Genomic DNA, 7,013 nt, shown 5'->3' on the forward strand with positions numbered 1-7,013 from the left:
GTGCTAGCACCACATACCAAAACATTCTATCATAAGAATTTAGGTTTGACAAGAACTATTTATAATTTCTTTTTATAACAAAATAGTATATGCTTATTATAATAAGAAAAAATCAGTTAAAAAAGGAGAGAAGATGCCAGATAATCTTGCTCTACGCATGCGTCCACGTACAATTTCAGAGGTGATTGGTCAGAAGCATTTGGTTGGTGAAGGTAAAATTATTCGCCGTATGGTAGAAGCGAATATGCTGTCGTCAATGATTCTCTACGGGCCACCAGGTATCGGGAAGACCTCAATAGCTAGTGCTATTGCAGGAACAACAAAATTTGCTTTTAGAACCTTTAATGCTACTGTTGATAGCAAGAAACGCCTGCAGGAAATTGCGGAAGAGGCTAAATTTTCAGGTGGCTTAGTTCTGCTTCTAGATGAGATTCATCGTTTGGATAAAGCTAAACAAGACTTTTTATTGCCACTCTTAGAGAACGGCAATATTATCATGATTGGGGCTACAACGGAGAATCCGTTTTTTTCTGTCACACCAGCCATCCGTAGTCGTGTACAAATATTTGAGTTGGAACCACTCTCTAACGAGGATATTAAGGAAGCTATCCTAGGTGTTCTAGAGGACAAGGAGCGTGGCTTTGACTTTGATGTCCAGTTAGATGAGGATGCTCTAGATTTTATTGCTACGGCTACTAATGGTGATTTACGTTCGGCTTATAATTCCTTAGATTTAGCTGTCATGTCGACGCCAGCTTCAGAAGATGGGCTTCGCCATATTACTTTAGATACAGTGGAAAATAGTTTACAACGTAGCTATATCACCATGGATAAAGACGGTGATGGACACTATGATGTGCTTTCTGCTTTGCAAAAATCTATTCGAGGCTCTGATGTTAATGCCAGTCTTCACTATGCAGCACGTTTGGTTGAAGCAGGAGATCTCCCTAGTCTAGCACGGCGCTTGACTGTGATTGCGTACGAGGATATTGGTTTAGCTAATCCTGATGCGCAAGTTCACACGGTTACAGCTTTGGAAGCTGCACAGAAAGTAGGTTTCCCAGAGGCGCGTATTTTGATTGCTAATGTAGTTGTTGACTTAGCTTTATCTCCTAAGTCGAATTCGGCTTATATGGCTATGGATGCTGCCTTGGCAGACCTTAGAAAATCAGGAAATTTACCTATTCCTCGTCATTTGAGAGATGGACACTATGCTGGAAGCAAGGAACTGGGCAATGCACAAGATTACAAGTATCCCCATGCTTATCCTGAAAAGTGGGTCAAACAACAATATCTTCCTGATAAATTAAGAGGTGTGAATTATTTCCAACCCAATGAAACCGGGAAATATGAAAGAGCTCTTGGAGCTAATAAAGAACGGATCGATAAGTTATCTAGGTAATACGAGAGGAATCAACGAAAACGATTGCAAAAAATTGATTTTTCCTCTTGCAATAATTTTCAAAAGTGGTATTATAAAAACATAGAAATTGCTGTGGTATACGAATCCACATATAAGTGTTGACCGACTAATTTTTGTATTATCGGGAGACAGAGGTCTATTAACAGTGTGCAGGCTGGCTCACCCAGAAGCAACTGAAGTTAGTAGCGAGTCGCCCACCTGCTTTTTTACGTCGCGGGTTCAATACAAACCGTGGATCATCGGTACCAATACAGCATCCAGCCTCCTTAGCTCAGTTGGTAGAGCAGTGGACTCTTAATCCATGGGTCACAGGTTCGAGCCCTGTAGGGGGCAGTTTAATATCGAAAAGAGACTTGATTGTAGGTCTTTTTTTTTATTTTTCTAAGAAAGAACTCACTTTAAACAGAACTTTACGTGCTTGTTTGTCCAAACGAGAGTTGTTCCAAATGATAATTCCTTCTAAGATATATGCTTTGTGTTATGATATTAGTCAGGAAACAGAATTGAAAAAGGAGACCTGTGTTGAAAATTGCAAGCATTGGCTATAGCGGCTCTGGAAAGTCTACTTTGGCAAACTTTTTAGGTCAACACTACAATTGTGAGGTTCTTCATTTAGATAAAATTCATTTTACATCAAATTGGCAAGAGCGAACAGTTGATGAAATGACTGACGATATATCAACATTTATGCTACAACGTGATTGGATTATTGAAGGGAATTACTCGGCCTGTCTTTATGAAGAACGGATGAGGGAAGCTGACTGTATTGTCTTTTTCAACTTTAACAGAGTTAATTGTCTCTATCGGGCATTTAGGCGCTATTTAACATATAGGGGAAAGACACGTCCTAGCATGGCAGAAGACTGTAATGAAAAATTTGATTTTGCATTTGTGAAATGGATTTTATTAGACGGACGTTCCAAAAAATATGTCGAGCAATATCATACAGTTGTTAAAAATTATTCTGACAAGACAATTATTTTAAAGAATCAAAGGCAGTTAAATCATTATATGAAGCAGGTTAAATAGCTAGTAGAATTATTTGGTCATAAAATAGCTGGTAGTTCTATATAAGATGTAAGGATAAAAAAGAGATTGTAAATAATGAGTTGCAATCTTAGCTATAACTGTCAGAATATTTTGTAAGAAACGCTTTCAACGTTGAACAAATAGCCTTTTTTCTGCTATAATAAACTGTAACGCAAAACTTGTGGGTGAAATTCCCACCGTGAAGTTTTTCAAGAAAGGTGGGGACAGCCTCGTAAAGGTGGAGCTGTCCGTTATCAAAATAATATGACATCAGTAGTTGTTGTGGGTACCCAGTGGGGTGATGAAGGTAAAGGGAAAATTACAGATTTCCTAAGTCAAGATGCCGAAGTGATCGCACGTTATCAAGGTGGAGACAATGCAGGTCACACGATTGTTATCGATGGTAAGAAATTTAAATTGCACTTGATTCCATCAGGTATTTTCTTCCCAGAGAAAATCTCTGTTATCGGGAACGGTGTAGTGGTCAATCCTAAATCACTTGTCAAAGAGTTGGAATATCTTCATGCCGAAGGTGTGTCAACAGAGAGCCTTCGTATTTCTGACCGTGCGCACGTTATCTTGCCGTACCATATTAAACTTGATCAACTGCAAGAAGCTGCTAAAGGTGATAATAAGATTGGTACAACTAACAAGGGTATTGGGCCTGCCTATATGGATAAGGCTGCGCGTGTAGGTATCCGTATTGCAGACCTTTTGGACAAAGAAATCTTTGCTGATCGTTTGAAAACAAACTTAGCTGAGAAAAACCGTCTTTTCAGTAAGATGTATGAGGCTGAAGAATTATCATTCGATGAGATTTTTGAAGAATACTACGCTTACGGACAACAAATTAAGCAATACGTTACAGATACATCTGTAATCTTGAACGACGCTCTTGATGCAGGTAAACGTGTCCTCTTTGAAGGAGCTCAAGGGGTTATGCTTGATATTGACCAAGGTACTTACCCATTTGTAACGTCATCAAACCCAGTTGCGGGTGGTGTTACAATCGGTTCAGGGGTTGGTCCATCTAAAATCAACAAGGTCGTTGGTGTATGTAAGGCCTATACGAGTCGTGTTGGTGATGGTCCTTTCCCAACTGAGCTATTTGATGAAGTGGGTGAACGTATCCGTGAAGTTGGTCATGAATATGGAACAACAACTGGACGTCCACGTCGTGTAGGATGGTTTGACTCAGTGGTGATGCGTCATAGCCGTCGTGTATCAGGTATCACAAACCTCAGCTTGAACTGTATCGATGTTCTCTCAGGTCTTGACACTGTAAAAATTTGTGTAGCTTACGACCTTGATGGTGAGCGTATTGATTACTACCCAGCTAGTCTTGAGCAATTGAAACGCTGTGAACCAATCTATGAAGAATTGCCAGGTTGGGAAGAAGACATCACAGGTTGCCGTAGTTTAGATGAGCTTCCTGAAAATGCTCGTAATTATGTTCGTCGTGTTGGTGAATTGGTAGGTGTACGTATCTCTACTTTCTCTGTAGGACCAGGACGTGAACAAACAAACATTCTTGAAAGTGTTTGGTCAAATATCTAAAGCCAACAAAAGGAGAATCTAGGAAACTAGGTTCTCTTTTCTCACGCCTTAAACTTATGGATTAATATGAATGTTGCAACTATTAAAAAAGGTTACTAATTTTTCGATATGATTAGGAGAGAAACCTTTCTATTTGATTAGTTTTTCGGTATAATATGGATTGATTAAATGAAAATTAATGAGAACCTACTTTCATGATTTAAAAGTGTGTTCGTAATTTTGACAAAGAAAATAAGTGAGCATATCTCTTAATAGCTTTGGGCAAGAGGTGAATAATGAAGAAGATTGTATTTGTTTGTCTGGGGAATATTTGTCGTAGCCCAATGGCAGAATTTGTGATGAAAGAGCTGGACCAAGGAAAGTCTTTGCATATCGAAAGTCGCGCGACATCTTCATGGGAGCATGGAAATCCAGTTCATCAAGGTACCCAAAAGATTTTAAGGAAATATGCTATTTCTTTTGACTCTTCCAAGGGCTCACAGCAGATTAGTCAGGCTGATTTTGAGTTCTTTGATCTAGTTGTGGGAATGGATGAGTCAAATGTTGAGGATCTTCTACAGATATCTGCAGGGCATTATGACGATAAAATCAAGCTTTTCAGACCTGGTGGAGTGCCGGACCCATGGTACACAGGTGACTTTGAAGAAACATATAAATTGGTAACTGCAGGTTGTCGAGACTGGTTACAGTGGATTAAGGATAGACAATGAATTTTAAACAACTAAAGGATTTTGATTTTAAAAATATTGATATTGACCGAAATCAATTTGAGCGTATCACAGTAGGGGTTATTATTTTATGTGCCCTGTCCTTGTTTTTGGTGACTATAAAAACGCAACATTCTATCAAGATTGATGGGACTAAGATTACCTATAAAGGTCAGATGCAGAACCACCGTTTGAATGGTCAAGGAACTTTGACCTATGACAATGGTGATACCTACACAGGAGAATTTAAGAATGGTTCCTTTAATGGTCAAGGAACCTTCAAATCTCATGAGGGTTGGATTTATCAAGGTGAGTTCAAGTCTGGGCAAGCCGATGGCCAAGGAAAATTGACTACTGAAAATAAGGTTACCTACAAAGGAAAATTTAAGCAGGGGATTTTTAAAGGATGAGAATTAACTGGTTTTCTTATATTCGTGTGACAGGACTTTTTTTGGTTCTGATTTATCATTTCTTCCCAAGTATTCTTCCTGGGGGCTTCATCGGTGTTGATGTCTTCTTTACCTTCTCAGGGTATTTGATTACAGCGCTTTTGATTGATGAGGTATCTCGGACACATCGCATTGATTACCTTGGTTTTATGCGACGACGCTTCTACCGGATCGTACCACCACTTGTGTTGATGGTTCTTATCTGTACCCCTTTGGCACTCTTGGTTCGAAATGATTTTATTGCAGGTATTGGACGTCAAATTACCTCTGTTATCGGTTTTGTAACTAACTATTATGAGATTCTGACTGGAGGAAATTACGAGAACCAGTTTAACCAGCATATTTACCTCCATACATGGAGTCTGGCTATTGAGGTTCACTATTATATTCTTTGGGGTGCCTTGCTTTGGTTCCTAGCTAAGCGTGTCAAACACCAAAATCAATTTAGAGGCCTAGTCTTTATGGTATCTCTTGCCTGCTTTATGGTGAGCTTTCTATCAATGTTTATTAGTGCTTTCTTTGTTGATAGTTTTTCTCGCTTGTATTTCTCATCAATTACGCATGCCTATCCATTCTTCCTAGGCTCGCTCTTTGCGACACTTTCAGGTGTGTATGAAACGACCGCTAGGTTCAAGAAAAATATACGTCTTTGGACTCTGAAAAAGACAGTCCTTTATATGGCAGGAAGTTTTGCCTTGCTCGTATTGTTGGGCTTAGTCCTTCATTTTGAGGAACGCATCACCTACCTATTTGGTTTTGTTTTGGCTAGTTTGTTCACGGCTGTTATGATTTACTCTGCCCGTGTCCTCCATGAGAAATTGCCTGGGAAATCAGAGCCTGCTCTTATTAGTTATCTGGCAGAAATCAGCTATAGTGTCTATCTTTTTCACTGGCCGCTATATATTATCTTTAGTCAATTGACCAATAATATTATTGCAGTCATTCTGACAACGATTCTGTCAATTGTTTTTGCGACACTTTCCTACTATATAATAGAGCCATTTATTGCAGGAAGAAAGGCCAGTCTCTTTGGAATAGACCTAGACTTGACGCCGTACCGACATATTGTGCTTTATGTATTTAGTGGTCTCACTTTAATTACAGTGCTTATTTCTCTCTTTGCGCCGGCTGTAGGGAACTTCGAGAAAGATTTAGAAGCTAATGGGTTGTCGCAAGCTCAAACTAAGATGAAATTGACGCGTACAAATGCGGAGAACAGTCAGGCTACTTCATTTGGTGTGAATAAGGGAGTGACAGTTTTAGGGGACTCCGTAGCTCTTAGATCAAAAGATCAGCTGGAATCAAGTATTGATAATGTCGCTATAGATGCAGTTGTCAGTCGTAACCTATCAACAATCAACGATTTGCTTAAAGATTACGCGGATAGTAATGCTCTTGCTAAGGATGTTGTCATTGCTGGTGGTGTTAATGAGATTGACGACTATAAAGGCGTTATTAATAAAATTATCAAGAATTTACCTAAGGGTCACCATATTATCTTTGTGACACCATATAATGGTAGTAAATCTGGTAATGAGGCCCAATCTTTGATTCAGTTACGTAAGTATGAGTTAGAGATGGCTAAGAAATACGACTTTGTGACGGTTGCTGACTGGTATCAAGTGGCTAAAGAAAATATTTCTATCTGGAATGGTACAGATGGGGTTCACTTTGGATCCGATAGCGACTCAATTAATCGTGGTGCTAAACTCTATACTAATACAATTAAAGAAGCTATAGAGAAAGCTGATAAGGCACCAGTTAAGGGTGGTAAGAAATAATTAAAAGAGAAGGCAAGTCTTGTCTTCTTTTTTATGTCTTGAATTGTCAAATTAAGTGCATACTTTC

General features: G+C 39.1%; 6 protein-coding genes, 1 tRNA gene and 1 other RNA gene. All 8 read left to right on the forward strand.

Annotated elements, in window-relative coordinates; translation table 11 throughout:
• Positions 1-133: 133 nt before the first annotated feature.
• Complete coding sequence (locus HMPREF2877_RS03455) at positions 134-1,402, forward strand: replication-associated recombination protein A (protein WP_002885641.1); 1,269 nt, start codon at positions 134-136, stop codon at positions 1,400-1,402.
• Between the two features lie 85 nt (positions 1,403-1,487).
• A non-coding RNA gene (gene ssrS, locus HMPREF2877_RS03460) (6S RNA) lies at positions 1,488-1,683 on the forward strand.
• Positions 1,684-1,756, forward strand: a tRNA-Lys gene (locus tag HMPREF2877_RS03465). It begins immediately after the preceding RNA gene.
• A 189-nt stretch (positions 1,757-1,945) separates the two neighbouring features.
• A complete protein-coding gene (locus HMPREF2877_RS03470) occupies positions 1,946-2,452 on the forward strand; it encodes a DNA topology modulation protein (protein WP_070578681.1) in 507 nt (168 codons plus the stop codon).
• Positions 2,453-2,716: 264 nt separating this feature from the next.
• Positions 2,717-4,009 (forward strand): adenylosuccinate synthase, encoded by a 1,293-nt coding sequence (locus tag HMPREF2877_RS03475; RefSeq protein WP_049528625.1) that lies wholly within the window; start codon positions 2,717-2,719, stop codon positions 4,007-4,009.
• A gap of 275 nt (positions 4,010-4,284) precedes the next feature.
• Positions 4,285-4,719 (forward strand): low molecular weight protein-tyrosine-phosphatase, encoded by a 435-nt coding sequence (locus HMPREF2877_RS03480; RefSeq protein WP_002885857.1) that lies wholly within the window; start codon positions 4,285-4,287, stop codon positions 4,717-4,719.
• On the forward strand, positions 4,716-5,126 hold the full coding sequence (locus tag HMPREF2877_RS03485) for an MORN repeat-containing protein (protein WP_002885750.1): 411 nt from the start codon (positions 4,716-4,718) through the stop codon (positions 5,124-5,126). Before HMPREF2877_RS03480 ends, HMPREF2877_RS03485 begins: the two co-directional genes overlap by 4 nt.
• Positions 5,123-6,946: an acyltransferase family protein gene (locus tag HMPREF2877_RS03490; protein WP_045772035.1), complete on the forward strand. Its 1,824-nt coding sequence runs from the start codon at positions 5,123-5,125 to the stop codon at positions 6,944-6,946. Before HMPREF2877_RS03485 ends, HMPREF2877_RS03490 begins: the two co-directional genes overlap by 4 nt.
• Positions 6,947-7,013: the final 67 nt, after the last annotated feature.

Source organism: Streptococcus sp. HMSC072D03, from assembly GCF_001812855.1.
GTDB lineage: Bacteria > Bacillota > Bacilli > Lactobacillales > Streptococcaceae > Streptococcus > Streptococcus salivarius_D.